The sequence below is a fragment of the Sphingopyxis sp. Soil_C_28 genome (genome assembly GCF_057657055.1).
Map to the genome: position 1 here is coordinate 19,061 of NZ_JBDGJE010000004.1, position 25,417 is coordinate 44,477.

Annotated in this window: 25 protein-coding genes; 15 read left to right on the forward strand and 10 right to left on the reverse strand. The window is 64.3% G+C overall.

The genetic code is table 11. The annotated features are described in order from the left end of the window. The first annotated feature begins 83 nt into the window (after positions 1–83). The 5 genes from AC3A43_RS17300 to AC3A43_RS17320 all read left to right on the forward strand — a co-directional run bounded on the left by AC3A43_RS17300 (position 84) and on the right by AC3A43_RS17320 (position 5,135). A complete protein-coding gene (locus AC3A43_RS17300) occupies positions 84–548 on the forward strand; it encodes a Fur family transcriptional regulator (protein ID WP_487793814.1) in 465 nt (154 codons plus the stop codon). 34 nt (positions 549–582) lie between these two features. Further along, complete coding sequence (locus AC3A43_RS17305; protein ID WP_487793815.1) at positions 583–1,419, forward strand: hypothetical protein; 837 nt, start codon at positions 583–585, stop codon at positions 1,417–1,419. A 69-nt stretch (positions 1,420–1,488) separates the two neighbouring features. Further along, positions 1,489–3,012, forward strand: coding sequence for a fumarate hydratase (locus tag AC3A43_RS17310; protein ID WP_487793816.1), 1,524 nt, complete (start codon positions 1,489–1,491; stop codon positions 3,010–3,012). Positions 3,013–3,026: 14 nt separating this feature from the next. After that, on the forward strand, positions 3,027–3,518 hold the full coding sequence (locus tag AC3A43_RS17315) for a hypothetical protein (protein WP_487793817.1): 492 nt from the start codon (positions 3,027–3,029) through the stop codon (positions 3,516–3,518). Positions 3,519–3,596: 78 nt separating this feature from the next. After that, positions 3,597–5,135 (forward strand): M20/M25/M40 family metallo-hydrolase, encoded by a 1,539-nt coding sequence (locus AC3A43_RS17320; RefSeq protein WP_487793818.1) that lies wholly within the window; start codon positions 3,597–3,599, stop codon positions 5,133–5,135. Positions 5,136–5,185: 50 nt separating this feature from the next. On the opposite strand, the gene AC3A43_RS17325 is transcribed toward AC3A43_RS17320, so the two are convergent. After that, complete coding sequence (locus tag AC3A43_RS17325; protein WP_487793819.1) at positions 5,186–6,367, reverse strand: DUF481 domain-containing protein; 1,182 nt, start codon at positions 6,365–6,367, stop codon at positions 5,186–5,188. A gap of 133 nt (positions 6,368–6,500) precedes the next feature. Here AC3A43_RS17325 and AC3A43_RS17330 point away from each other — a divergent pair, with 133 nt between their 5' ends. Beyond that, positions 6,501–6,776, forward strand: coding sequence for a hypothetical protein (locus AC3A43_RS17330; protein WP_487793820.1), 276 nt, complete (start codon positions 6,501–6,503; stop codon positions 6,774–6,776). A 7-nt stretch (positions 6,777–6,783) separates the two neighbouring features. Here AC3A43_RS17330 and AC3A43_RS17335 read toward each other — a convergent pair whose 3' ends face one another. The 7 genes from AC3A43_RS17335 to AC3A43_RS17365 all read right to left on the reverse strand — a co-directional run bounded on the left by AC3A43_RS17335 (position 6,784) and on the right by AC3A43_RS17365 (position 12,350). Continuing rightward, a complete protein-coding gene (locus AC3A43_RS17335; protein WP_487793821.1) occupies positions 6,784–7,722 on the reverse strand; it encodes a TraB/GumN family protein in 939 nt (312 codons plus the stop codon). Then, the gene (locus tag AC3A43_RS17340) at positions 7,722–8,858 is read right to left on the reverse strand and encodes an MBL fold metallo-hydrolase (RefSeq protein WP_487793822.1); all 1,137 of its coding nucleotides are present in this window, start codon (positions 8,856–8,858) and stop codon (positions 7,722–7,724) included. Before AC3A43_RS17340 ends, AC3A43_RS17335 begins: the two co-directional genes overlap by 1 nt. Positions 8,859–8,861: 3 nt before the next feature. After that, positions 8,862–9,509, reverse strand: a complete 648-nt coding sequence (locus tag AC3A43_RS17345; protein ID WP_487794289.1) for a cell cycle transcriptional regulator TrcR — start codon at positions 9,507–9,509, stop codon at positions 8,862–8,864. Between the two features lie 160 nt (positions 9,510–9,669). Then, positions 9,670–10,458, reverse strand: a complete 789-nt coding sequence (map, locus tag AC3A43_RS17350) for a type I methionyl aminopeptidase (protein ID WP_487793823.1) — start codon at positions 10,456–10,458, stop codon at positions 9,670–9,672. Beyond that, entirely contained in the window at positions 10,442–10,666 is a 225-nt protein-coding gene (locus tag AC3A43_RS17355; protein ID WP_487793824.1) for a ParD-like family protein, read from the reverse strand. The genes map (AC3A43_RS17350) and AC3A43_RS17355 overlap by 17 nt, the downstream gene beginning before the upstream one ends. A gap of 86 nt (positions 10,667–10,752) precedes the next feature. Further along, on the reverse strand, positions 10,753–11,301 hold the full coding sequence (locus AC3A43_RS17360) for a hypothetical protein (protein ID WP_487793825.1): 549 nt from the start codon (positions 11,299–11,301) through the stop codon (positions 10,753–10,755). A 68-nt stretch (positions 11,302–11,369) separates the two neighbouring features. After that, positions 11,370–12,350: an NAD(P)H-quinone oxidoreductase gene (locus AC3A43_RS17365; RefSeq protein ID WP_487793826.1), complete on the reverse strand. Its 981-nt coding sequence runs from the start codon at positions 12,348–12,350 to the stop codon at positions 11,370–11,372. 141 nt (positions 12,351–12,491) lie between these two features. Between AC3A43_RS17365 and AC3A43_RS17370 the strand changes: the two genes are divergently transcribed. Then, positions 12,492–12,689 carry a DUF1192 domain-containing protein gene (locus tag AC3A43_RS17370; RefSeq protein ID WP_487793827.1) on the forward strand — a complete coding sequence of 66 codons (198 nt, stop codon included), beginning with the start codon at positions 12,492–12,494 and terminating at the stop codon, positions 12,687–12,689. Between the two features lie 63 nt (positions 12,690–12,752). On the opposite strand, the gene AC3A43_RS17375 is transcribed toward AC3A43_RS17370, so the two are convergent. Beyond that, entirely contained in the window at positions 12,753–12,980 is a 228-nt protein-coding gene (locus AC3A43_RS17375) for a hypothetical protein (protein ID WP_487793828.1), read from the reverse strand. 102 nt (positions 12,981–13,082) lie between these two features. Continuing rightward, positions 13,083–14,555 (reverse strand): helicase HerA domain-containing protein, encoded by a 1,473-nt coding sequence (locus AC3A43_RS17380; protein WP_487793829.1) that lies wholly within the window; start codon positions 14,553–14,555, stop codon positions 13,083–13,085. Positions 14,556–14,866: 311 nt separating this feature from the next. On the opposite strand from AC3A43_RS17380, the gene AC3A43_RS17385 reads away from it, so the two are divergent. From AC3A43_RS17385 to AC3A43_RS17420, 8 genes are all read left to right on the forward strand, one after another. Beyond that, a complete protein-coding gene (locus tag AC3A43_RS17385; RefSeq protein WP_487793830.1) occupies positions 14,867–15,127 on the forward strand; it encodes a hypothetical protein in 261 nt (86 codons plus the stop codon). A gap of 415 nt (positions 15,128–15,542) precedes the next feature. Next, complete coding sequence (gene clpA, locus AC3A43_RS17390; protein WP_487793831.1) at positions 15,543–17,882, forward strand: ATP-dependent Clp protease ATP-binding subunit ClpA; 2,340 nt, start codon at positions 15,543–15,545, stop codon at positions 17,880–17,882. A gap of 4 nt (positions 17,883–17,886) precedes the next feature. Then, positions 17,887–18,300: a DUF2185 domain-containing protein gene (locus AC3A43_RS17395; RefSeq protein WP_487793832.1), complete on the forward strand. Its 414-nt coding sequence runs from the start codon at positions 17,887–17,889 to the stop codon at positions 18,298–18,300. A gap of 64 nt (positions 18,301–18,364) precedes the next feature. Beyond that, positions 18,365–19,204 (forward strand): type I methionyl aminopeptidase, encoded by an 840-nt coding sequence (map, locus tag AC3A43_RS17400; RefSeq protein ID WP_487794290.1) that lies wholly within the window; start codon positions 18,365–18,367, stop codon positions 19,202–19,204. Between the two features lie 160 nt (positions 19,205–19,364). Next, positions 19,365–21,551, forward strand: a complete 2,187-nt coding sequence (locus tag AC3A43_RS17405; protein ID WP_487793833.1) for a PQQ-dependent dehydrogenase, methanol/ethanol family — start codon at positions 19,365–19,367, stop codon at positions 21,549–21,551. Between the two features lie 367 nt (positions 21,552–21,918). After that, a complete protein-coding gene (locus tag AC3A43_RS17410; protein WP_037518110.1) occupies positions 21,919–22,257 on the forward strand; it encodes a P-II family nitrogen regulator in 339 nt (112 codons plus the stop codon). Positions 22,258–22,328: 71 nt separating this feature from the next. Further along, positions 22,329–23,741, forward strand: a complete 1,413-nt coding sequence (glnA, locus tag AC3A43_RS17415; RefSeq protein ID WP_487793834.1) for a type I glutamate--ammonia ligase — start codon at positions 22,329–22,331, stop codon at positions 23,739–23,741. A gap of 168 nt (positions 23,742–23,909) precedes the next feature. After that, positions 23,910–25,406, forward strand: a complete 1,497-nt coding sequence (locus AC3A43_RS17420) for a PQQ-dependent sugar dehydrogenase (protein WP_487793835.1) — start codon at positions 23,910–23,912, stop codon at positions 25,404–25,406. Positions 25,407–25,417: the final 11 nt, after the last annotated feature.

The following is a 25,417-nucleotide window of genomic DNA, read 5'->3' on the forward strand; positions in this document are numbered from 1 at the left end:
GTCCGCAACTTGCGGGCACCCCATAAACAGCCTACATTGGAGCGATAGTTAGCGCGGGATTTCCCACGCCTGAGGAAACGCCAATGGGCAAGCATGATCATCCGCACGTCGAGGCCAGCGGCGCCTCGCTCGCCAAGGCGGCGCAGAGCGCGCTCGAAGGCGCGGGCGAAGCATGGACCGACATGCGTTCTCAGATTTTCGACGCCGTCGCCGAAATCGGCAAGCCCGCGAGCGCCTATGAAATCGCGGATATTGTGTCGCAGAAACGCGGCAAGCGGGTCGCGCCGAACAGCGTCTATCGCATCCTCGACCTGTTCGTCGCAAACAACCTCGTGCGCCGCGTCGAAAGCGCCAACGCCTTTGTCGCCAACAGCCATCCGGGCTGCCTCCACGACTGCATATTTCTGATCTGCGATACGTGCGGCAGCGCTGTGCATGTCGATAATGACAAGATTTCGGGCGGCGTCCGGGCCGCGGCCGAGGCAACGGGCTTTGCCGCCGAGCGCCCGGTGATCGAAGTGCGCGGCAAATGCGCCGAGTGCCAATAAGGTGAGCCGCCGCGCTCCACCGGACAGCTAGGGCGTGTTCGGGGGGCTCCAGCATTGGATAGAGCTGCAGCGGACGCGCCCGTCCGCGCCGACACGCGCATGGGTCTGGACGCTGGGGTTCGGCATCGCCACCCTTCTCTTCGGGCTCTCTCTTGGTCAGGTTTACCCGAAAACGGGCCATGATATCGCGCCGGGCTATGGCACCCCGGTTCTCGCGTTCGAATTTGCCGGCGGACAAGCCGACCTCGAAGCGATCTTCGGCTTCTATACCGATCCCCAGCAGGTCAAGCGCCTCGCCGCGATGCGCGCGGGCAACGAGTTGGATTATCTTTACATGCTGCTCTACGCGGGTTTCCTCGTCAGCGGCTGCATCGCGCTGTGGCGCGAACTTCGGCTTCGCGCGATCCTTGCCGCGGCGGCTTTGCCGATCGCTGCGGCGCTGTTCGACGCCTATGAAAACTGGCTGCTCTTCGACATCCAGGCGGCCTTCACCGCAGGCGATTATTCGCCCGCGATGGCGAGCCTGCCCACGCCGGTCGCGGTCAAATTCCTGTTGCTGGCCGCAACCAACGTCGCGATCGGCGCCGCGGCGACGCAGATGGGCCGATGGTGGGCGCTGTTCGGCACGCTCGCGATCCTTGCCGCGATCCCGACCGTAATGGCGATCATCACCCCGACCGCCTTGGCCTGGGCGCTCCTTCCCTCGGCGGCGGGCGGCTGGATCCTGCTGCTCGCGCTCTCGGCTGCGGGCTGCTGGCTGATGCTGGCGCGGAGGCGCCCGCTCGTCGATTTCGGCGAGGCGGTGCCGGTACCGCGCGATGTGCAAACCGCTGCGCCGGCGCGGCGCGTCTTCGGTCGCCGCCGCACCTGACCCCTTGTCCACCCCGGCCGCACGGGTCTAGGGAAACCGCGAATCCCCAAAAAGGGCGAAAGGCTGCACATGAACATAGTGATCATCCGCGAAGACGATCTGATCGAAACGATCGCCGACGCGCTCCAGTACATCAGCTATTTCCATCCGATGGACTATATCCGCGCCTTGGGCGCCGCGTACGAACGCGAAGTGTCGCCCGCCGCGAAGGACGCGATGGCGCAGATATTGTCGAACAGCCGCATGTGCGCCGAGGGGCACCGCCCGATCTGCCAGGACACCGGCATCGTCACGGTCTTCATCAAATGGGGTATGGACTGCCGCCTCGACAGCCCCCGCAGCCTGCAACAGGTCGTCGATGAGGGCGTGCGCAAGGCCTATCTCCACCCTGAAAACAAGCTGCGCGCCTCGATCCTCGCTGACCCCGCGTTCAGCCGCGTGAATACGAAGGACAACACCCCTTCGGTCCTCAACGTCGAGATGGTCCCCGGCGCGAAGGTCGTGATCGACGTCGCCGCAAAGGGCGGCGGCAGCGAGAATAAGTCGAAGTTCAAGATGATGAACCCGTCGGATTCGATCGTCGACTGGGTGCTCGAAATGGTCCCGCAGATGGGCGCCGGCTGGTGCCCGCCCGGCATGCTCGGCATCGGTATCGGCGGCACCGCCGAAAAGGCGATGCTGCTCGCGAAACAGTCGCTGATGGACCCGATCGACATGACCGAACTGCTCGCGCGCGGCCCGAGCAATCCGACCGAAGAATTGCGCGTCGAGCTCTATGAAAAGGTCAACGCGCTCGGCATCGGCGCGCAGGGGCTCGGCGGCCTCGCGACCGTGCTCGACGTCAAGATCGCCGACTGGCCGACGCATGCCGCGTCGAAACCCGTCGCGATGATCCCGAACTGCGCCGCGACGCGCCACGCCCACGTCACGCTGGACGGCAGCGGCCCGGCGTTTCTCGAGCCGCCGAAGCTCGCCGACTACCCCCAGATCGACTGGAAGCCCGACCAGGCGGCGATCCGCGTCGACCTCGACAATCTGACGCCGGAAGTCGTCGCGAGCTGGAAACAGGGCGACCGCCTGCTCCTCAACGGCAAGATGCTCACCGGCCGCGACGCCGCGCACAAACGCATCGCCGAGATGCTCGCGAAGGGCGAGGAACTGCCGGTCAGCTTCCGCGACCGCGTCATCTATTATGTCGGTCCCGTCGACCCCGTGGCTGAGGAAATCGTCGGCCCCGCCGGCCCGACGACCGCGACGCGCATGGACAAGTTCATGGACATGATGCTCGATCAGGGCCTGCTCGCCTGCGTCGGCAAGGCCGAACGCGGTCCCGCTGCGACGCAGGCGATCGCCAAGCACAAGAGCGCCTATCTGATGGCGGTCGGCGGCGCAGCCTATCTCGTCGCGCGCGCGATCAAGGGAAGCAAGGTCGTCGGCTTTGCCGACCTCGGCATGGAAGCGATCTACGAATTCGAGGTGCAGGACTTCCCCGTCACCGTGGCGGTCGACAGCGAAGGCCAGAACGTCCACGTCAATGCGCCAATGCTATGGCAGAAGCGGATCAAGGACGAGGGATTGCTCGAAAAGGCATAAGCGGAGGCGCGGCGATGTCGGACAGCGAACCCATCGTCCTCTACTCGCCCCTCTCGCCCGAGGTCATCGCGCGCAAGCTCAAGACGATCATGGACGACCCCATGCCGGACGCGAAGGCGCGCGTGTTCGGCAAGGGCAGCGAGCGCGAGATGAATCTGCGCTACCGTCAGCGCGATGCGCGCACCAATATGGAGCCGGTGCTCGACGCAGTGATGGAACCGTACAACGGCGGCACACGGATCTCGGGCAGCTTCGGCGCGCCGCCGGGAGCGCGCTATTTCCCTTATATCTGGGTTGGCTTTCTCTCGTTGTTCGTGATCGGCGGCGTTCTCGCCTTTCTCTACATTCCCGGCGCAGGGCTGTTCGCGACTTTCTTCGCCGGTATTCCGTTGCTGATGATCATCGCTGGTCTCGCCGCGTTCCGCGCGCAACCCGAGGCTGCCGAGGACAAGGCGCAGATTCTCGCCTTCCTCGCCCGCGAAATCGACGCCCGCCCCGTCACGTAACGGTAAGTCCCCGACACGGCCTTGCGTTTCGCCGCCGATCCGGCACATTGCTTCGCATACGAAGCAGGCAGGGGACGCATGATGGATTTTCGTGAGCTTAACCGACTGAACCGCCGCGACATGCTGCGCGGCACCGCCATGCTGGGCGCCGGCGCGGCATTCATGCAGCCCCTTCCGCTTTGGGCACAGTCGGGAGCGATGACCGACATCCGCAAGGCCGCCGAAGCGGGCAAAGCCGCATCGATCAAGCGGATCCGCGACTGGATCGCCCTGCCCTCGATCGCCGCCGAAGACCGCAGCATGCCCGAGGGCGCCGCCTATATGGCCGAGCTCGCGAAAGATGCCGGCTTCACCAATGTCGAAATCGTGCCGACCGATGGCCATCCCGGGGTGTTCGGGACGATCGACGTCGGCGCCCCGCGCACGCTCGGCATCTATTTCATGTATGACGTCAAACAGTTCGACCCTGCCGAATGGTCGTCGCCGCCGCTCGAAGGCAAGATGGTCGAGCGCCCCGGTTTCGGGCAGGCGATCATGGGCCGCGGCGCGGTGAACCAGAAGGGGCCCGAAGCGGCCTTCCTCGCCGCGCTCCACGCGATCCGCGCCGCCGGGCGCAAGCTGCCGGTGAACATCGTTCTCGTCTGCGAGGGCGAGGAAGAGATCGGTTCGCCACATTTCCGCCAGATAGCAACAAAACCCAACATCCTCGCCGCGCTGAAGAAATGCGAGGGTATCTTCATCCCCTTCGCATCGCAGGGCAAGACCGGCAACGTCACGGTCAATCTGGGATCGAAGGGAATTATCGAACTCGAACTGATCGCAAGCGGCGAGAAATGGGGCCGCGGACCGAAGGGCGACGTGCATTCGAGCCTGAAGGCGATGGTCGATTCGCCCGCTTGGCGGCTGGTGCAGGCACTCCAGACGCTCGTTACCGAGGGCGGCAACAAACCCGCGATCGAGGGCTGGTTCGAAAATGTCCGGCCGCTGAGCGAACGCGAAAAGACGTTGATCCGCGAAGCCGCGAAGGCGGGCGACGAAGCGCAGCAGAAGGCCGCGCTCGGCGTCACCCACTGGATCGACAATCTGTCGTACGACGACGCGCTGATCCGCTTGGCGCAGGAGCCGACGGTCAATATCGAAGGTCTGGTGGCGGGTTACACCGGCCCCGGTGGCAAGACGATCCTGCCCGGCAAGGCGGTCGCCAAGCTCGACCTGCGGCTCGTCCCGAACCAGACCCGCGCGGAGGCCGAGAAGAAGCTCCGCGCGCATCTCGACAAACATGGCTTCACCGATGTCGAAGTGAATGTCTCGGGCGGATACGACCCGACCGAGGTCGCCGAGGACAGCCGCCTCGTCCGCTCCGAACTCGCGACCTATAAAAAGCTCGGTGTGACGACCAGCCTCAATCCCCGCATGGCCGGCAGCTGGCCGGGCTCGACCTTCACCGCCCCGCCGGTGTCGATCCCCGCGGCCCATTTCGGTATCGGCCACGGGTCGGGCGCGCACGCCCCCGACGAATATTTCCTGATCGATTCGACCAATCCGAAGGTCGCGGGGCTCGTCGATTCGACGATGGGCTTCGCCGAATTCCTCTACACGCTGGCGGCGATCAAATAGGTGAAAGGCCCATCCTCCCTGTCGCGAAGCGACGGGGAGGTCAAAAAACGCTAGAAACCATACACCAAGGTAAAGCGCGTCTGGGTATCGACCTTTTCGATCCCTGGCGGCGGGCTCGTGTCGATCTGCGCCGAATAGGCGACGCGCGCCGACAGCGCGCCGGTCAGCTTGGCGTTGAGCGCGGTCAGCGAGCTGGTCGAGCTATTCGCCTCGCCGATGATCGTCGAGGCGACCTGCGTCAGCCGCAGCGTCGGCGACAATTGCCAGCCGAAATCGAGGCCCGCGAGTGCGGTCATTTCGGTATCTTCCTCGCCGCTCACGAAATCGGTCTGGCGAAATGCCGGCCCGCCCTTCAGGCTCAGCGTCATCTTCTTGCCGTCGAGGACCTTGTAACCGAGCCCGCCCGACATGTTCCAGCGCGTGTCATATCCCAGGATGCGGTCCTGTTCCCACCGGCCGAGGCCAAACGCGAAGGTGCGGTCGTCGATGCGATATTGCGGCTCCAGCTCGAGCACATAACGTTCGACCGACGTCCGACCGTTCGTGCGCTGATAATCGGCCTGCGCTCGCAGTCTGTGGCTCCAGTCGATCCCCTTGCGCGCGAGCGCGATGCCAGCGCTCAGGCCCGCCGATTTGGTATTGCCGCTGCTTTGCGACGCGCCGATCTGCCCTTCGCCCTTCCAGTTCTGCCAGAATTTCGACGCGGCCAGTTTTGCGCGCTCAGCCGCCGCCGCCTCGTCCTTGAGCCGCTTTCGTTCGGCGCGATAGGCGATGACCCGCGCGTCGATCTCCGCCGCCAGGTCGGGATTGGTCGCCTTCGCCAGCTTGGCCACCGCCTCGACATCGCCATCCTTGCCGCTCGCGATCGCGGCGGCGAGCATATTGCCCACCGGGTCGGGCGGCGGCACAGGAGCGTGCGCGTTGCGATATTGCGCCAGCAGCGCATCGATTTCCGCAACGCTGAAGGGATTGGCGAGCTTGGCGACTTTGACCACCGCTTCGACGTCAGCGTCCTCTCCGCTCGTGATCGCGGTGTCGATCATCGCGCGCACATCATCGGGCAACAGGGGGTGGAGAGGCACGACCTCCATGGGAAAGGGATTCGCCAGCACCGGATCGGCGAGCGCGGGGTTCGGCTGCGGCGGATTCGCGGGTTCCTGCGACGCGTTTGCCGACGGAACGGCCAGAACAAGCGGCAGGCAAAGCGCGGCCATACGGGGGAGAGCTGTCACCGAAGACGTTCCTTCTCTGGGGGCAGGAGCCGGGTTCGTTCGATCGGTCGCGCGGGGCCGGTGCGCGTCCGAGCACTCCCTATAGCCCGAAAGTTGCTGGCATTTCCACCCCGACTGCCCCATCTGCAAACCTATGTGGATCGCGATCATCGCCATTTTCTGCGCCGGCGTCGGTAATTTCGCGATGCACCGCGCCTTCATGGAAAGCGACGATCCGCTGATCCAGCAGATGGTCAAACCGCTTGCCGACAAGGTCGGACCGAACATCACTTACGTCTTCGAATATCTGCTGCTTGTCGGCGCGATGGCGATCGCGACGCGGAACTGGTTCACCGCGATGATGCTCTATGGCCTCTATACGATCTTCAACGCGATGGCGTTCAGCTGGATCATGCAAAGACCGCGATAGGCCGTGGCTACCAGGCCGGGCCGCTGATCGGCAGGCCTTGCGATTTGAGCTGGTCGAGCACGCCGTCCTTCTCGGCGAGGATGCGCAGGGGAACGACCGCCAGCGTGACGCCGGGCTGCCCGCTCGCCTCGCGGATCGCGCCGACCCAGGTCTGGCGCAGCTCGGTACCAAAGCCGTCGGTCGTCCACGGCCAGCAGCGGCCAAGCGCTTCCTCGAGCGGGTTCGCCATCACCGCGGGCACGTCGAATTCGGTCCAGGCGCGGCCGCGGTCGGTCACCACATCGCCGCCGGCTTCGGTCGCCGCCATCGCGGCTTCGAGGCACGGGATATGCGTCTCGGGTGCCGCGGCGAACAGATTGTCGAGCATGTCCTCGCCGCGGACTTCGCCAACGGGCTGTGTCGGAATCTTCGACTGACGCGCCGCCTTGCGCACGACGTCGGACGCGTCGTCGGCGGTATCCTTGTTGAACGACAGGCGTTTCGAAAGCAGGTCGAACGCCGTCATCAGGAAATTCGCGCGCGCATAATCCTGGTCGAAGCGCGTTTCGAGGGCATGGAGCCGCACCATCTGCTTCGCATCCAGATAGTCGGCCGCGACGCGACCCTTCGGCAATTTGGTCAGCGCGCCGCCCTTGAAGATCAGCCGCAATATGTCGCCCGGCGACACCTTCGCCTTGGTGCCGAGGATGACGCGCTGCGCCCGGCCGGTCGCGCCCTCCAGCCGCTCGGGACGCCACGGTGTCGCTTTGGGAACCCCGGCGATTTCACCGACGAGAATGACGACGCCGGCGCGCGTCTGGATCGTCCACATCGGCGCGCCCGAACGGCGCGCGGTGACGACGATTTCGTCATTGGCCTGATCGGCAGCCGACGGCTCGACGGCACTGGCGGCGGGCGATGCCGCCGCCACGGCGCCGGCCAGCAGCATCGTCATCAACCCGCGCATCACGCGACCCCGTGATACCACCACACGCCGTCCCGATCCTCGCGTTGCACGCGGCCTTCGACCTCGAGCCGTTTCAGATGCGCGAGCGCTTCGCCCGTCGCAAGGCCCTGATTATGCTCGCCGATCGGACGGTTGAAGAGCAAAGGAAAGCTGTCGACCGCGCGCATCGGCGCCTTCGCGGCCGCTTCCGCCAGATTGTAGAGCCGCATGCGATGTTCGTCGCGCAGCGCCATCAGACGGACGTGCAGCCCCTTGAACGGTTCGCCATGCGCCGGGCAAACGGTGACGTCGGCGGGAACCGTCGCCAGCAGCTTGTCGATCGACGCCAGCCATTCGCCCAGCGGATCGGCGTCGGGTTCGGTGATATTGACCGACACGTTCGAGCTGATCCGCGGCAACACCTGATCGCCCGACACCAGCACGCCCTCTTTCTCGTTCCACAGGCACGCATGCTCCGGGCTGTGTCCCGATCCGGTGACGACGCGCCACTGGTGCGCGCCCATGTCGAGCCGGTCGCCATCCTCGATCCGCACATAGCTGCGCGGCAGCGGAAAGATCATCCGCTGGAACATGTTCCAGCCGCGCGATTTCGCGGCTTCGAGCGCCGCATCATCCCAGCCCGCGGCGCGCGATTGCTTCAACACCTCGTCGGGGGCGGTGTCGGAGGAATCGGCGATGATCGCGCGCGCGGTGAGCATCTCTCCGCGCGTCATCCACAGCTTCACGCCGCGCTTTTTGGCGATCCAGCCGGCAAGGCCGATATGATCGGGGTGCAGGTGCGTGCCGATGACGCGCGTGATTCGCGCATCCTTCAGCGCCCCGGCATAGAGCGCCTTCCATGCGTCGGAGCAGAGCGTCAGGCAGATGCCGGTATCGACCACCGCGACGCCATCGCCGCTGTCGTCGGCGTCATCGAGCAGCCAGCTGTTGATGTGGCCGAGCGACCCCGGCATCGGGATGCGCGCCCAGGTGATGCCCGGCGCGATGCGGATCGTCTCGCCCGCCCCCGGCGCGGCATCGCCCCACGGATAGGTCAGGCCCGCGTGGCTCGTCGCGGTAAAACTGTCGTCCTGGGTCAGCGAGGCATCCGGCGAGCCGCTGGCCGCCGGGATATTGTCGTCATCAACCCCCGACATGCGTCAGGAAGCCGCTGCGTCGCTCGCGGCTTCGGCCGCCTCTTCGGCAGCGCGCGCTTCGTTCGCGGCGGTGCGTTCGGCTCGCAGTTCTTCGAGCAGCGCTTCGCGGTCGCCTTCGAAACGGCTGTCCTCGGGGGCCTTGATGCCGGCCTTCTTCGCCGCCTTGGCGACCAGCGCATCAAGTTCGCGCTGCGAGCAAAGGCCGAGCGTCACCGGATCCTTGGCGACGATATTCGCGCTGTTCCAGTGGCTGCGGTCGCGGATCGCGCCGATGGTGTTGCGGGTCGTGCCGATCAGCTTGCCGATCGCGCCGTCCGAAACCTCGGGGTGGTTCTTCAGAATCCACGCGATGCCGTCGGGCTTGTCCTGACGCTTGCTGACCGGGGTATAGCGCGGGCCGCGGGTACGGCGAATCGTGTCCTGCGCCTGCTTGCTCATCTTGAGCTTGTAGTTCGGGTCGTCCTGACCCTTTTCGATTTCTTCCATCGACAGTTCGTGCGCGCGGACGGGGTCGCGGCCAGTATATTTGGTCGCGGCGGTCTCGTCGGCGATCGCCTGCACTTCGAGGATGTGGATGCCGCAATATTCGGCGATCTGGATGAAGGTGAGGCCCGTGTTATCGACCAGCCAGGCGGCGGTCGCGTGCGGCATCAGCGGGGTGGCATCGGCGGTGGCCATGACGAAAAGTCTCCAAGCGGAAATAATAAGGGCCGCCCCTTGCGAGGCGGCCGTTCGGCGGTTGATGTAGACCTGTTTAACGGGCGGGGCAAGAGCGCGGTTTTCAACCGATAGCGGCGAACCGGAGCTTGGCTCAGGCCGCGATCTTCATCTTGCCGATCATCGCGCGTTCGTCGGGGCGCAGCGTCAACACCGACACCCCCGAAGCGGTCACCGCAACAGTATGCTCGAATTGCGCGGAGAGCGACCCGTCGCGCGTCACCACGGTCCATCCGTCCGCCTCCGTCCGGACGCTCCGCCGCCCGCGATTGAGCATCGGCTCGATCGTGAACACCATGCCTTCGCGCATCACCAGCCCGGTGCCCGGTCGGCCAAAGTGCAGGATCTGGGGTTCCTCGTGCATCTCGCGGCCGATGCCATGACCGCAATATTCGCGCACCACCGAATAGCCGTTCCGTTTGGCGTGGCGCTCGATCGCCCAGCCAATGTCGCCGAGCCGCGCGCCGGGGCGAACCGCACCGATGCCCAGCCACATCACGTCATAGGTCGTCTGGACCAGTCGCCTGGCGGCGGGAGCCACGTCGCCCACAAGATAGGTTTTACTCGAATCGGCAATATAGCCGTTCTTTTCCAGCGTGATGTCGAGATTGACGATGTCGCCGTCCTTCAGCACGTCCGATCGCGACGGGACGCCATGACACACCACGTCGTTCACCGACGCGTTGAGCACAAAGCCATAGCCATATTGCCCCTTGCTCGCGGGCCGCGCCTGCAGATCGTCGACGATGAACCGCTCGACCATCGTGTCGATCTGAAGCGTCGACAGGCCGGCCAGCGGCGTTCGATCGAGCAGGCCGAACACCGACGCCAGCAGCTGGCCCGATTCGGCCAGCAATGCGATCTCTTCAGGCTGCTTCGTCATGCGTCACGATCGCCATTGGGGGAGCCGAGACGCCCGCGGATCGAAACTCGCGCTCGATGATCTCGCTAAAGCCGAGCGTCGGGTTGGTCTCGCACAACATGCCGATCTTGATCCAATAGGCGGCCTGCGCGTTGATCGAACGGCACGATATCTTGCTCGCCCGGCGGAGCTGGTCGTGCAGATCATCCTCTATGTTCACGATGCCCATCGGGATCTCCATATATAATTCGTATATGATACATATATCAGAGAGTGGAAAAAGCCAACGGCGATTTCGAGGGGCCAGAGCAGCATTTAGGGACCGCATTGCCAAAGTCCGGCGATAACGCGCCGTGCGCCGTCGGCCCGGTTCAGCGTCAGCGTCGCGGGTCGCGGGGGCGATTCGCCGCCGCCCTCGGCCGCACCCGTCAGCGCTATGCGAAGCTGCAACCCTTCGGTGAAAAAATTCGCGCCGTCGGCCATTGCATCATAACCGCCGGGGGCGGCAATCGACGCAATCCTGTCGCTGATTTTGACGATCCCGCGCGCCGGCTCTTGCGACGCGACATTGCCCTTGGCGATCAAGATCGGCGGCGCTGCCGCGATCGTGGCAAAATTGCATCCCAGTTCGCCCTTCAGGCTGGCACCGTTAAGGTCGCTGTCGCCCAGCGCCGCAAGTTCTATCGGCGTGCCGTCGCCCCCGCGTGTCGGCTCATCGGCAGGCTTGATAGCAGGCGGTCCGGCGTTGGTTACCGTATCGCTGCTGCTGCCCGCAGATGCTTTCGCCGTCTCATTGTTGGCCGGTGGCGAACAGGAGGCGAGCGCAAACGCGATCACGGAAGCGGAAACAAAGGGGACACGCATGGGGTTCTCCTGGCCGCGGCATTTTGCCGGACCCCATCAACCGCTCGCCGTCGCGAACGTTCCCCGCCTCATCCCAACGTCAGCACGATCTTCCCGACATGCTCGCCGGCCTGCATCCGCGCATGCGCCGCGCTCGCCTCGGCGAGCGGAAAGCTCAAGTCCATCGCGGGCTTCCACCCGCCCTCCGACAAGCGCGGCCAGAGCGTGCGGTGGATTTCGTCGGCCAGCAACGCCTTGAAATCGGCGCTACGCGCGCGGAGCGTCGATCCGGTCAGCGTCAGGCGGCGGCGCATCACATCGGCAATATCGAACTCGACCTTCGCGCCGCGCTGGAACGCGATGGTCACATGGCGCCCATCCTCGGCAAGGCACGCGAGGTTGCGCGGCAGATAATCGCCGCCAACCATGTCGAGCACGACATTGACGCCGGTGCCGCCGGTGAAGGTCTTCACCGCCTCGACATAATCCTCGGATGAATAATCGATCGCCAGATCGGCACCGAGCGCGCGGGCGGCATCGCATTTATCGGCGCTGCCGCACGTCACGACGATCTTGATGTCGAACAGCTTGCACAGCCCGATCGCGGTCGTGCCGATGCCGCTGGTCCCACCGTGGACGAGGACCGTCTCGCCCTCGCTTACATAGCCGCGCTCGAACAGATTGTGCCACACGGTAAAGACGGTTTCGGGCAGCGCCGCCGCTTCTTCCATCGAAAAGCCCTTGGGCACCGGCAGGCAGCTTCCGACCGGCGCGGTACAATATTCGGCGTAGCCGCCCCCCGCGACGAGCGCGCACACCGCCTGTCCCAAAAGTTCGGGATCGCCCCCCGGCCCGACCGCAGCGACCGTCCCGGCGATCTCGAGCCCCGGCAGGTCCGATGCCCCCGGCGGCGGCGGATAAAATCCCATGCGTTGCAGTACGTCGGGGCGGTTCACCCCGGCGGCTGCGACGCGGATCAAAACCTCGCCCGGTCCGGGCTGCGGCACCGGCCGCGTCGTTGGTTGCAACACTTCGGGCCCGCCCGGCGCACTGATGGCGATGGCGGTCATGCTCGCTGGCAAGCTGGTCACTTCAGAAATTCCCCCACTGGTCCGGTCATCCCTACCCCCTGCTCCGCCTTATTGACAGTGCAGCGACACCGGTCAACACTCACGCGCCCATATTAACGTTAAGCGCCAGGAGGATGCGCCATGGACGATGACGACCTTCCCCGCCGCCGCGACGATGTACTGGCGGCGCTGATCAAGCAGTCGCTCGACCCGCTGTCGGTCGATGAACTTGGCGAACGCATCGAAACGCTCGAGGCCGAAATCGAGCGGGTGAAAGCGCACCGCGCTGCCGCGACCAGCCACAAGGCGATCGCCGACGCGCTGTTCAAAAAGGGTTAGGGTTCAACAATGGGGTGAGGAAAACCGCCGGCGCCCGGTCGCAAGCGCCAGCGGTTCTTCGCATTATGCGACTTCGGCGAAAGGAAGCAGGTCGATCATCCGGAAATCATCGCCCTTTTTCGATGCATCGACCGTCGGCAGGAACGGCTGCCATTCGGGATCCTGCGACAGATACGACCCCTTGTCGCCCTGCAGCAGCCCGAGGAAGACCTCGGTGACGATCCGCGCGCCGACCGGCCCCAGCCGCTCGCCATTCTCCACGACCTGCGCCTCGGCGCGAACCTGCGGCAAGGGGTGCGCCGATCCGCGCACGGTCCCAAGATTTTAGGTGGCTAATTCGCGATTAACATGCCGGGTCGCGGCGAAATCACGACGGGATGAGGCAGGAGCGCCCTATTCGGCTTCGGTGCTGAGCCCGAGCTCGGGAATACCGATCGAACGGCGGCCGCCGAAATCGGATCGAACGACGATAACACCCTGCTTTTCCATATATTCGACGAGGCGGCGGATGCGTCCCGGCGAGCGGCTGCCATAAGCGCGGCCGAGGACGTCGTCGTCGGGACAGGGCTCGCCGTCCATCGCGGCGCGCGCGATCTGCAGGAAGGGCGCGAACATGTCGTGCGGCAGCCGGTCGGCGACCGACAGGGCTTCGCGCCAGCGCGGCTCGGACGGATCGAACACCCCGCCTTTGGCCAGCGCGAAGCGGCGACGGAAGGCGGCGAGGTCGAGCGGCACCTTCTTCAGCTTCTGCATCCGGCAGCGCACCGAAAAATCCTGATAGAGATAGGCTTCGGGCTGGAAGGCGCTGTCGGGGTCGGACAGCATCTCTTCGAGCATCGCGATCACCACCGCGTCGCTGTGCCCCGCTTCTGCGGCGGCCTCGACGATGTCGAATACCGGCGGGGCGTCGCGATCTTCGTGGAGCCCCTCGCTCGCCGCGATCCGCTCCAATAGCTCGCTCGCCGCAACAGGCTCGGCCTCGGGCGCAAAAACGCGCGGCTGGGCCGGCGCTTCCATCTCGGTGAACAACATCGAGCGCATATCCTCGCCGCCCGCGACAGGCAGCGGCATCAGGCTGTGCGTCCCCATCCGCGTCGCCGTGTGCGTCGCGCCGATGCGGACCGACAGCGGCCGCCGCGAAATCGCCGGCCCAAGCCCGAGGAAATGCCCGCGCTCGAGATCGCGGATCGCTTCCGCCTGCCGCCGCTCCATGCCGAGCAGGTCGGCGGCGCGCGCCATGTCGATATCGAGGAAGGTGCGCCCCATCAGGAAATTGCTCGCCTCGGCGGCGACATTTTTCGCGAGTTTGGCGAGCCGCTGCGTCGCGATAGCGCCGGCGAGGCCGCGCTTGCGCCCACGGCACATCAAATTGGTCATCGCGCTGAGGCTTGCGCGGCGGACGGTGTCGGACACATCCCCGGCGACGCTCGGCGCGAACATCTGCGCCTCGTCGACCACCACCAGCGCCGGAAACCAGTGCTCGCGTGGTGCATCGAACAGCGCGTTCAGGAACGCTGCGGCGCAGGTCATCTGCGCCTCGATATCGAGCGACTCCAGACTGAGCACGATCGACGCGCGATGCTCGCGGATGCGCGCGCCCATCGCCGCGATCTCGCGCTCATTATAGTCGCCACCATTGATCACGACATGACTGTACGCATCGGCGAGCGTCACGAAATCACCCTCGGGATCGATCACGATCTGCTGCACCAGCTCGGCGCTTTCCTCAAGGATGCGGCGCAGCAGGTGCGACTTGCCCGACCCCGAATTGCCCTGGACGAGCAGACGCGTCGCCAACAGTTCCTGCACATCGACGCGCACGCTCTGCCCCGTGCTGTCGGTCCCGATGTCGATGCTGGTTTTCACGAACGCCGCCCTATCGGCGCGCTTGGGCAAAAACAACCGGGCGGGGTTTCGGGTGAGCCGATTTTGCTTAGCGCCCTTCCCCCTCGATGGGGGAAGGATACGCAGCCTTATCGCGCAGCGATTAGGCGAAGTTGGATGGGGGTGACGGTGCGTCCGTACACAATCACCTCAGGCCGAGAGCACACCCCCACCGCTGCAACTAGCCAGCAAGCTGGCAAGTTTCGCTGCCTCCCCCATCAAGGGGCAGGGAAAGTAACGGAGCCGACGCTGGCCAGACTTGCCAACCGCCGCGAACGGGCCAAAAGGGCGGCATGGATTTCGACGACCAGCTCCGCCGCTATTTCGGCACCGCCGACCTGTCGGCGATCCACCCCGAGGCGCACGCCGCGGGCACCGAACGCATGCGCGTCGACTTCGGCCTCGAAACCAACCCCGGCCGCCGCTTCGCTTTATGGGCGCTAATGTACATGCTCGGCGTCGCCCCCGACCTCGACGTCGCGTTCAAGGATGAGGGCGAGCGCAATGTGGCGCGCGATTTTATGGATATGGTGGACAAAGCGGGCGAAGGTTAAGGGGGAAATTGAGAAATGACCCGTAGAGACCTTCTCTACACCTTGGCGGCATGGGCTATTTTGTCCGCTATTATTTTTACACTCGCCGTGGGTTTTGCGGGAGGCTTGGAACATGTTTTCTCTCAACCCGAAGGAGACGCGGTTTCGGTCGCCCTCTTTGTGATTGTCTGGGCCTTCATATTGGTCCCTGTCGTGGCCTTGCCGGCGGCACTTCTAATCCGACACAAAAAGTAGCCAGGTAACAATCCGAAAGCAGGTGCCCATCCTCAACGCCCCGTTAACCATCCTGCAACCCCCGTCATCGTAATTTCACAAAGCCTTCCGCTTTTCCCTTGCAGGCTGGCGGCGGCATCGCCACGTTATGGTCCTAGGGGCCGCCTTTCTCCCCCGGCGGGCCTCGCAAGGAGAAAAGTCCATGCCGTCCTTTTCGGAGAGCCTCGAAAAGACCCTGCACAATGCGCTGAAAGCCGCATCGGAGCGTCACCACGAATATGCGACGCTCGAGCATCTGCTCTACGCGCTGATCGACGACGACCATGCCGCCGAGGTGATGCGCGCCTGCGGCGTCGCAATCGACGATCTGCAATCGGCGGTCGTTCACTATCTCGATACCGAACTCGACAGCTTGAAGGTCGAGGGGCACAGCGATCCGTCGCCCACCAGCGGCTTCCAGCGCGTCGTCCAGCGCGCGATCCTGCACGTCCAGTCGTCGGGCAAGGATGAGGTGACGGGCGCCAACGTCCTCGTCGCGCTGTTCTCCGAACGCGAAAGCTACGCCGTCTATTTCCTCCAGCAGCAGGATCTGACGCGCCTCGACGCGGTCTCCTACCTCAGCCATGGCGTCGGCAAGGGCGGCAAACCCTCGCCGCAAGCCGAGCCCGAGGAAAAGGAAGAGGCGAAGGACAAGGACAGCAGCGGCGGCAAGAACAAGAAAGAAACCGCGCTCGACCAGTTCACCGTCAACCTCAACGAAAAGGCCAAGGTTGGTAAGGTCGACCCGCTGATCGGCCGCCATGCCGAGGTCGACCGCACGATCCAGATCCTGTGCCGCCGGTCAAAGAACAACCCGCTCTATGTCGGCGACCCCGGCGTCGGCAAGACCGCGATCGCCGAAGGGCTCGCGCGCAAGATCATCGAGGGCGATGTGCCCGAAGTGCTGCTGCCCGCGGTCATCTATTCGCTCGACATGGGTGCGCTGCTCGCCGGCACGCGCTATCGCGGCGATTTCGAGGAGCGGCTGAAACAGGTCGTGACCGAGCTCGAAGGGCTGCCGCACGCGATCCTGTTCATCGACGAAATCCACACCGTCATCGGTGCGGGTGCCACATCGGGCGGCGCGATGGATGCGTCGAACCTCCTCAAGCCCGCCTTGTCGGGCGGCGTGATCCGCTGCATCGGCTCGACGACGTACAAGGAGTTCCGCAACCATTTCGAAAAGGACCGCGCGCTTCTCCGCCGGTTCCAGAAGATCGACGTGGTCGAACCGACGCTCGAGGATACGAAGAAAATCCTCGCGGGCCTGCGCAGCGCGTTCGAGGCGCATCACCAGGTGCGTTACACGCAGGATGCGATCAACGCGGCAGTTGATCTCTCGGCGCGCTACATCAACGACCGCAAATTGCCCGACAAGGCGATCGACGTGATCGACGAGGTCGGCGCGATGCAGATGCTTGTCGCCCCGTCGAAGCGCAAGAAGACGATCACCGCGAAGGAGATCGAGGCCGTGATCGCGACGATGGCGCGCATCCCGCCCAAATCGGTGTCGAGCGACGACAAGGCGACCCTCGCCAGCCTCGAGACCGACCTCAAGCGCGTCGTCTTCGGTCAGAACACCGCGATCGAAGTGCTGTCGTCGGCGATCAAGCTCAGCCGTGCGGGCCTGCGTGATCCCGAAAAACCGATCGGTAACTATCTGTTCAGCGGCCCGACCGGCGTCGGCAAGACCGAGGTCGCGAAGCAGCTCGCGTCGATCATGGGCATCCCGCTCCAGCGGTTCGACATGTCGGAATATATGGAGCGCCATTCGGTCAGCCGCCTGATCGGCGCGCCTCCGGGCTATGTTGGCTATGATCAGGGCGGCCTGCTCACCGATGCGATCGACCAGAATCCGCATTGCGTGCTGCTACTCGACGAAATCGAAAAGGCGCATCCCGATCTGTTCAATATCCTGTTGCAAGTGATGGACCATGGCCGCCTGACCGATCATCACGGCAAGACGGTCGATTTCCGCAACGTCATCCTGATCATGACGACCAATGCGGGCGCGAGCGACATGGCGCGCGAGAGCATCGGCTTTGGCCAGTTCACGCGTGAGGATGTGCAGGAGGAAGCGGTGAAGAATCTCTTCACCCCCGAATTCCGCAACCGCCTCGATGCGATCGTTCCGTTCGGTTACCTGCCGCCCGAAGTGGTCGCGCGCGTCGTCGACAAGTTCATCCTCGAACTCGAACTGCAGCTCGCCGACCGTAACGTCCACATCCAGCTCGACGAAGCGGCGCGCGAATGGCTGACCGGCAAGGGCTATGACAAGCTCTATGGCGCGCGTCCGATGGGCCGTTTGATCCAGGAAAAGATCAAGCAACCGCTCGCCGAGGAACTGCTGTTCGGCAAGCTCGTCCATGGCGGCGAGGTCAAGGTGAAGATGAAAACCGGCGACGACGCCAAGGTCGGCAATCCGCTCGCCTTCGAAATCGTCTCGGCCCCGCCCAAGGCGAGCAAGGCGAAAGCGCCCAAGGCGAAGAAGTCGGCCGAGTAGAAAAATGCAGCGACGGGCGGCCATGACGAGTCTTGCTCTCGGAGTGGCCGCCCTGTTTGCGTTCGGTGGGACGAAATCGATAGCGGGCGAAAAACGCTACAAACTGGCGCCAGACGATATCCGCCCCCTCGCCACCGGCAGGGGCGGTTGCATCGTATCGGACCGGATCACAGTCGAAGGGCTTCCCGTCCGCTTCATGTATCGCGAGCAGCCCCGTAATCCGCAGGACAGCGGGTGGGCTTTTTTGTCCGGGACCGAGGACGATGCCTATATGGCCGACGCCTCCAATCATCAGATTTTTGACGTCAACAGCATCGCCAATTACGACCCGTCGATTATCGCCTTTCTCGACGCTCCCGTCGGTAGCGCGTTCGAGAAAGCGCCCGGCGCGACGGACTTTATTCTCGTGACGGATTGAGCGCCGACGCGCGACTGAAGTCGGCCCCCTCGCTTTTCGAGGCTCTAGCGACTATATGAATCGCATGTACGACTATGTCTCCGTAACCGCCGGCGATGCGGCGAGCCCCACCCCCGTGCGCGACGGCACGATCAAGCTGCACGACGAAGCGGGCTTTGCCGGCATGCGCAAGGCGGGGCGATTGTCGGCCGAAATCCTCGACGCGCTCGTTCCGTTCGTTCAGCCGGGCGTGACCACCGCCGCGATCGACGACCTCGTCCGAACGATGATGCTCGATGGCGGCGGCATCCCCGCAACGCTCGGCTATCGCGGCTTCACGCACAGCTGCTGCACCAGCATCAACCACGTCGTCTGCCATGGCATTCCCGACGACAAGCCGGTGCGTGAGGGCGATATCGTCAACATCGACGTCACCAGCATCATCGACGGCTGGCACGGCGACACAAGCCGCATGTATCTGGTCGGCGATGTGCCGATCAAGGCGAAACGCCTCGTCGAAGTCACTTACGAATGCCTGATGCTCGGCATCGAGCAGGCGAAGCCCGGCAATCGCATGGGCGACGTCGCGCACGCGATTCAGCAACATGCCGAACGCCACCGCTATTCGGTCGTTCGCGACTTTTGCGGGCATGGGCTGGGGCAGATGTTCCACGACGCGCCCGAAGTCGTCCACGCGGGCCGGCCGGGCACCGGTCCCGAACTCAAGCCCGGCATGTTCTTCACGATTGAGCCGATGATCAACACCGGAAAATATGCGGTGAAGATGCTGAGCGACGGCTGGACCGCGGTAACTCGTGACCGCAGCCTGTCGGCGCAGTTCGAGCACAGCATCGGCATCACCGAAACCGGCTGCGAAATCTTCACCGCGAGTCCCAAGGGCCTGAACGCACCGCCCTGGCAGTAAACCGCTAAGCTGTTGCCCGGCGAAGGCCGAGGAACAAATAGCATGCCGCGCGCTGATGCCCCCCTCTACCCACCCCCCATATTCCCCCTTGCACCTGCCCCCCTTCGCGCGCAGTCTTGACGTTAACGTCAAGCATAGGCGTCGAACGGGAGAGCATGGGATGGCGAAATGGGTCTTGAAGGCGGCGCTGCTGGGCTGCGCGGCACTGGCATTGGCGTCATGCAACGCATCGAAAAATGACAGTATCACGGGCGGCGGATCGCTCGACGCCGCCGAACAGGCCAGCGAGACCCTGCTCAAGACCGGCGGCAATGGCGACGACTGGGGCGGCATCGGCTACAGTTACGACGAACAACGCTTCAGCCCGCTGACCGATATCAACGACAAGAATGTGGGCCAGCTTGGCCTCGCCTGGACCGCAGACCTCGACGATGCGCGCGGGCAGGAAGCGACCCCCGTCGTCGTCGACGGCGTGATGTATGTGACCCACGCCTGGTCGAAGGTCAGCGCCTGGGACGCCGCGACCGGCAAGTCCTTGTGGAAATTCGACCCCAAGGTTCCCGGCGAACGCGCCGTCAGCGCATGCTGCGACGTCGTCAATCGCGGTGTCGCAGTATGGGGCGACAAACTCTTCGTCGGCGCGCTCGACGGCCGGCTGATCGCGCTCGATAAAAAGACGGGCAAGGAAATCTGGTCGACACAGACCTTCGACACCTCGAAACCCTATACGATCACCGGCGCGCCGCGCGTCGTGAAGGATATGGTGCTGATCGGCAATGGCGGCGCCGAATTCGGAGTGCGCGGTTATGTCACCGCCTATGACGCCGACACCGGCAAGGAACGCTGGCGCTTCTATACGGCACCCAACCCGACCAAGGCGAAGGACGGCGCCGCATCGGACGACATCTTTGCATCAAAGGCCAACGCCACATGGTCCGACAAGGGCGAGTGGCAGACCTCGGGCGGCGGCGGCACCGTGTGGGACGCGATCGTCTATGACAAGGATCTCGACCAGATCTATCTCGGCGTCGGCAACGGCAATCCGTGGAACCATGGCACGCGCTCGAATGGCGAGGGTGACAACTGGTTCCTCTCGTCGGTCGTCGCGCTCGATGCCACGACCGGCAAATATAAATGGCATTATCAGGAGACCCCGGCCGAGACGTGGGATTATACCGCGACCCAGCCGATCATCCTCGCCGAGCAGGCGGTGAACGGCAAGCCGACCAAGGTGCTGTACCATGCGCCGAAGAACGGCTTTTTCTTCACCATCGACCGTGCGAATGGCAAGCTGATCGACGCCAAGCCTTTCGTCGACGGGATCAACTGGGCAACGGGCTACGACCTCGCCACCGGCCGCCCGATCGAGAATCCCGAGGCGCGCTTCTACAAGACCGGCAAGCCCTTCATCGCGATCCCGGGCGCGCTCGGTGCACATAATTGGCACCCGATGAGCTACAACCCGAAGACCGGGCTCGTCTATATCCCCGCGCAGCAGATCCCGCAGGGCTATCTCGCCGACATGACCGAACTCGACCGGCGCAAGGTCGTCGGCTTCAACATCGGTACCACGCTGACCGGCACGATGCTGCCCGACGACAAGGCGGCGTTCCGCGCCGCGGTCGCCGCCACCACCGGGCGGCTTGTTGCCTTCGACCCGCGCACCGGAAAGGTTGCGTGGGCGGTCGACCATCCCGCCGCGTGGAACGGCGGCACGATGACGACCGCGGGCAACCTGGTGTTCCAGGGGACGAGCCTCGGCCGCTTCCGCGCCTATACCGCCGATACCGGCAAACAATTGCTCGACCTCGACATGCAGTCGGGGATCGTCAGCGCGCCTTCGACCTTCCGCGTCGGCGGCGTCCAATATGTGGCGTTCATGACCAGCAAGGGCGGCGCCTTCCCGCTCGTCGCCGGGGTTGCGGGCGGCGCGACGCGCAAAATCCCGAACATCCCGCGGCTGGTGGTGCTCAAAATCGGCGGCACCGCGAAACTGCCTGCCCCGCCCGCGACGACGACGCTCGCGTGGAATCCGCCGCCGATGACCGCCCCGCCCGCTCAGGTCGCGGCGGGCAAGGCGCATTTCGGGCGCTACTGCATCGTCTGTCACGGCGACAGCGCGATCGGCAACGGCTTCACCCCCGACCTGCGCGTTTCGGGCACCCTCGCCAATTCCGAAGCGTGGAAGGGCGTCGTTATCGGCGGCGCGCTCAAGGACCGCGGCATGGTGAGCTTCGCCAATGTGCTGACGCCCGCCGACGCCGAGGCGATTCGTGCCTATGTCATCGAGCGGTCGAACTGGACCAAGGCCAATCTGGCGGACTCGTCGGCCCCGATGGGACGCTGAAGCAAATCCTCCCTGTGGCCGCAGGCCATGGGGAGGGGAGCCGCCCGCGCAGCGGGTGGTGGAGGGGCCGCGCCATAGCTCCTCCGTCAGCCCTCCGGGCTGCTACCTCCCCATCGCCACGCGACAGGGAGGAGCCAGGATGCCACTTTTTTAGGCACCCCGGCCGCCTCATTGCTCACCCGCTAGGCACAGTCGCAACTTCGTTTCAAATTTCTTACCAAATCCCCGCGATTCGCCAATTGGCACGGCTTTTGATTGGTGCAAGATGGCGGGACATCGCACCGACTCGACGGCGGACCGGACCAGGCAGGCCTGATCCGGCTCGACGCGCAAGGAGCGGCGGCCAGCCCAAAGGGGGACGAAAAGCGTGAAGAAGATTGAGGCGATCATCAAGCCGTTCAAACTCGACGAAGTGAAGGAAGCGCTGCACGAAGTCGGTGTCAGCGGCATCACCGTCACCGAGGCCAAGGGTTTCGGCCGCCAAAAGGGGCATACCGAACTCTATCGCGGCGCCGAATATGTCGTCGACTTTCTGCCGAAGGTGAAGCTGGAGGTCATCGTCGAGGATTCGATGGCCGAACGCGTCGTGGAGGCGATTGCTGCCGCCGCGCAAACCGGCCGCATCGGCGACGGCAAGATCTTCGTCATTCCGGTGGAGACGGCGCTCCGCATTCGCACCGGCGAACGCAACGAGGACGCGCTTTAATCTTTCGCATTTTTCGAAAACCCGACAACCCCCGGCACGCCGGACCATTTCGCAAGAAGGAAGTATAGACCATGGCTACGAAGCCCAAGGACATCATCGCGCGGATCAAGGAAAACGACATCGAGTGGGTCGACCTGCGTTTCACCGACCCCAAGGGCAAATGGCACCATCTGACCATGGTCGCGTCGATCCTCGGCGAGGATGAGCTGGAAGACGGCCTGATGTTCGACGGCTCGTCGATCGAAGGCTGGAAGGCGATCAACGAGTCCGACATGATCCTGAAGCCCGATCTCGATGCGGTTTATGACGATCCTTTCTCAGCCACCCCGATGCTGATCATGGTCTGCGACATCGTCGAGCCCGCGACCGGCGAAGGCTATGCCCGCGACCCGCGCACGACCGCAAAGCGCGCCGAGGCCTATGTCGCCTCGACCGGCGTCGGCGACACCGTCTATGTCGGCCCCGAAGCCGAATTCTTCATGTTCGACGATGTCCGCTTCGAAACCGGCTACAACAAGTCGGGCTTCGAAATCGACGACATCGAACTCCCGACCAACACCGGCCGCAGCTATGAAGGCGGTAACCTGGCACACCGTCCGCGCGCCAAGGGCGGCTATTTCCCCGTCGCGCCGGTCGACAGCGCCGTCGACATCCGCGCCGAGATGGTCTCGACGATGCTCGAAATGGGCCTGCCCTGCGACAAGCATCACCACGAAGTCGCCGCCGCGCAGCACGAGCTTGGCCTGACCTTCGGCACGCTCACCGAAACCGCCGACCGCATGCAGATCTACAAATATGTCGTGCATCAGGTCGCGCATGCTTACGGCAAGACCGCAACCTTCATGCCGAAGCCGATCAAGGACGACAACGGCAGCGGCATGCACACACACATCTCGATCTGGGAAAAGGGCAAGCCGCTCTTCGCCGGCAACGGTTACGCCGGCCTGTCGGACATGTGCCTCTATTTCATCGGCGGCGTGGTCAAGCATGCCAAGGCGCTCAACGCCTTCACCAACCCGACGACGAACAGCTACAAGCGCCTCGTCCCGGGCTTCGAAGCCCCGGTTCTGCTCGCTTATTCGAGCCGCAACCGTTCGGCCTCGTGCCGCATCCCTTATGGTGCAGGCGCCAAGTCGAAGCGCGTCGAATTCCGCTTTCCCGACGCGATGGCCAACCCCTATCTCTGCTATTCGGCGCTGCTGATGGCGGGCCTCGACGGCATCCAGAACAAGATTCATCCGGGCGAGGCGATGGACAAGAATCTGTACGACCTGCCGCCCGAGGAACTGAAGGAAGTCCCGACCGTCTGCGCCAGCTTGCGCGAAGCGCTCGACAGCCTGCTCGCCGACCACGACTTCCTGCTCAAGGGCGACGTCTTCTCGAAGGACCAGATCGAAGCCTATGTCGAACTGAAGTGGGACGAGGTCTATCGTTTCGAACAGACCCCGAGCCCGGTCGAGTTCGACATGTACTACAGCGCCTGATCACTGGCAGGCGCTAAGAGGGGGGCGTCCGGTTCGGGGGAACCGGACGTCTTTTCTTTTGGTCGCCTTCGTCCCGCATTATCTGTGGTAAACTGGCGGGGTTGCGGTACCGCCCAGTGAATGGCAGGTTGCTTGCGGGGTGGCTTGATCGCGAAAGGCTGATTGCCCATGCGGATGCGCGTCCTTGTTGCCCTGACCCCCTTGCTCCTGACCTCTTGCGGAGGGGGCGGCAGTGGCGGCGGCGGCGGCACCCCGCCGACAGCCAACGCACCGCCCACCTTCACCTCGCTCCAGACCGCCAGCGTCGCCGAAAACACGACCGCCGCTTATCAGGCGACCGCGACCGATCCCAATGGCGACGCGCTGACCTTTGCCGTCGATGGCGGCGCCGACGCGGCGCGTTTCTCGATCACGGCGGCGGGCGCGCTGCGTTTCAACGCCGCGCCCGATTATGACCTGCCCGGCGACGCCAATGGCGACAATGTCTACTCCGTCCAGCTGCGCGTCAGCGACGCGAGCGCCAGCGCGACGCAGATGGTGAACATCACCGTCACCAACAGCCGCGAGGGCATATCGGTGGCGCGCGTCGGCACCGGCTTCATTCAGCCAACCTATGTTCTCGGAATTCCGGGCAGCAGCGACGTCTATGTGTTGGAAAAGGCCGGCCGGGTCTATCGCCTGACCCCGTCGACCGGCGTGAAGACGCTGCTCTTCACGATTGGTGATCTGTCGACCGACGGCGAGCGCGGATTGCTCGGAATGGCATTGCTACCCAATCCGGCGAATTCCGATCGCTTCATGATCTATTGTACCAATGCCGCAGGCGATATCGAGATTCGCGAATATGGGACCCTCTCCGGGTCGCCGCGCGTGCTGGCGCGGCTCACGATACCGCATCCCGGCGCGAACAATCATAATGGCGGCTCGATGGTCTTCGGCCCCGATGGCCTTCTCTATGTCGGCGTCGGCGACGGCGGCGGCTCGGGCGATCCCGGCAATAATGCCCAGAACCCCAATTCACGGCTTGGCAAGATATTGCGGATCCGGGTCGTCGAAGACCCCTATGCCGGTGCCTCGGTTCCCAACGATGCGGGTTTCTTGCCGCCCGCACCCGGCAATCCCTATCTCACCGGAGGCGGCGATCCTTACGTCTACGCTATTGGCCTCCGCAATCCGTTCCGCACCTCCTTCTCGGGCTCGACGTTGATCATCGGCGACGTCGGACAAGGCGCGGTCGAAGAGATCGACCTTGTCACGACGACCCAACCGGGTCTCAACTTCGGCTGGCGCTTCAAGGAAGGGACGCAGCCCTATACCGGCACGGCGCCGGGCGGCCTCACCGATCCGGTCGCCGAATATGGCCATGGCAGCGGCCCGCGCCAGGGCAATTCGATCACCGGCGGCTATGTCTATCGCGGCCCGGTGGCGTCGCTCACCGGCCAATATGTCTTCGCCGATTTCGTGTCGGGCAATATCTGGTCGGTCCCCTTTTCCAGCCTCGTCCCCGGTCAGACGCTCGCCTCGTCGCGCTTTGCCCGGCGGAACGAGGATTTCGCACCCGACGCCGGGACGCTGAGCTCGATCGCGTCGTTCGGTGAGGATAGTGCGGGTAACCTCTTCCTCGTCGGCATCGGCGGCGACATTTTCATGGTGCGCCCGGGCTAACCGCTTGCAGC

Excerpts from the sequence above, each read along its gene's own strand:
- AC3A43_RS17300 (WP_487793814.1), top strand. The coding sequence starts at position 84 with ATGGGCAAGCATGATCATCCGCACGTCGAGGCCAGCGGCGCCTCGCTC.
- AC3A43_RS17310 (WP_487793816.1), top strand. The coding sequence starts at position 1,489 with ATGAACATAGTGATCATCCGCGAAGACGATCTGATCGAAACGATCGCC.
- AC3A43_RS17315 (WP_487793817.1), top strand. The coding sequence starts at position 3,027 with ATGTCGGACAGCGAACCCATCGTCCTCTACTCGCCCCTCTCGCCCGAG.
- AC3A43_RS17320 (WP_487793818.1), top strand. The coding sequence starts at position 3,597 with ATGATGGATTTTCGTGAGCTTAACCGACTGAACCGCCGCGACATGCTG.
- AC3A43_RS17330 (WP_487793820.1), top strand. The coding sequence starts at position 6,501 with ATGTGGATCGCGATCATCGCCATTTTCTGCGCCGGCGTCGGTAATTTC.
- AC3A43_RS17335 (WP_487793821.1), bottom strand. The coding sequence starts at position 7,722 with ATGCGCGGGTTGATGACGATGCTGCTGGCCGGCGCCGTGGCGGCGGCA.
- AC3A43_RS17340 (WP_487793822.1), bottom strand. The coding sequence starts at position 8,858 with ATGTCGGGGGTTGATGACGACAATATCCCGGCGGCCAGCGGCTCGCCG.
- AC3A43_RS17345 (WP_487794289.1), bottom strand. The coding sequence starts at position 9,509 with ATGCCGCACGCGACCGCCGCCTGGCTGGTCGATAACACGGGCCTCACC.
- map (WP_487793823.1), bottom strand. The coding sequence starts at position 10,458 with ATGACGAAGCAGCCTGAAGAGATCGCATTGCTGGCCGAATCGGGCCAG.
- AC3A43_RS17355 (WP_487793824.1), bottom strand. The coding sequence starts at position 10,666 with ATGGGCATCGTGAACATAGAGGATGATCTGCACGACCAGCTCCGCCGG.
- AC3A43_RS17360 (WP_487793825.1), bottom strand. The coding sequence starts at position 11,301 with ATGCGTGTCCCCTTTGTTTCCGCTTCCGTGATCGCGTTTGCGCTCGCC.
- AC3A43_RS17365 (WP_487793826.1), bottom strand. The coding sequence starts at position 12,350 with ATGACCGCCATCGCCATCAGTGCGCCGGGCGGGCCCGAAGTGTTGCAA.
- AC3A43_RS17370 (WP_487793827.1), top strand. The coding sequence starts at position 12,492 with ATGGACGATGACGACCTTCCCCGCCGCCGCGACGATGTACTGGCGGCG.
- AC3A43_RS17385 (WP_487793830.1), top strand. The coding sequence starts at position 14,867 with ATGGATTTCGACGACCAGCTCCGCCGCTATTTCGGCACCGCCGACCTG.
- clpA (WP_487793831.1), top strand. The coding sequence starts at position 15,543 with ATGCCGTCCTTTTCGGAGAGCCTCGAAAAGACCCTGCACAATGCGCTG.
- AC3A43_RS17395 (WP_487793832.1), top strand. The coding sequence starts at position 17,887 with ATGCAGCGACGGGCGGCCATGACGAGTCTTGCTCTCGGAGTGGCCGCC.
- map (WP_487794290.1), top strand. The coding sequence starts at position 18,365 with ATGTACGACTATGTCTCCGTAACCGCCGGCGATGCGGCGAGCCCCACC.
- AC3A43_RS17405 (WP_487793833.1), top strand. The coding sequence starts at position 19,365 with ATGGCGAAATGGGTCTTGAAGGCGGCGCTGCTGGGCTGCGCGGCACTG.
- glnA (WP_487793834.1), top strand. The coding sequence starts at position 22,329 with ATGGCTACGAAGCCCAAGGACATCATCGCGCGGATCAAGGAAAACGAC.
- AC3A43_RS17420 (WP_487793835.1), top strand. The coding sequence starts at position 23,910 with ATGCGGATGCGCGTCCTTGTTGCCCTGACCCCCTTGCTCCTGACCTCT.